This window comes from uncultured Kushneria sp., from assembly GCF_947497025.1.
In the GTDB taxonomy this organism is placed as follows: Bacteria; Pseudomonadota; Gammaproteobacteria; order Pseudomonadales; family Halomonadaceae; genus Kushneria.
In genome coordinates this window covers 1-318 of sequence record NZ_CANMFC010000020.1, presented here as the reverse complement: position 1 = coordinate 318, position 318 = coordinate 1, and the positions used below count along the sequence as shown (strand labels likewise).

1 protein-coding gene is annotated in these 318 nt (G+C 46.5%); it reads right to left on the bottom strand.

Translation table 11 applies throughout. From position 1 onward, the window contains the following. The coding region (locus Q0931_RS16695; protein ID WP_299262111.1) for a hypothetical protein at nucleotides 1–318 on the bottom strand (318 nt) is incomplete at both ends.

Sequence of the window (318 nt, the reverse complement as noted above, 5' to 3'; positions counted from 1 at the left end):
TACAGACACCTTGAGGCTCGGAGGAGTTGTTGTGCCATCGGCTGAACCATCAACGACTTTGACAGAAGCAGCGTAATACTTGTCAGCAGCATCTTTTACAAAATAGTTACCGTTTGTATCTTTTACAAGGTCACCGGTAAAAGCGTTGCCATCAGAGCCAGTAATATCGGCAGTAGTAGCCGCAAGTACACCAGTACCATATTTATCTGCCAGACCGCCGTCTGCGTAAGCAGTAGGAGTGCCTGTATAACCATTGACGTTGAAATCACCCACGCTAAGGGTAGATGTTTTTACATCAGTCAGACTGAGGTCGATGGT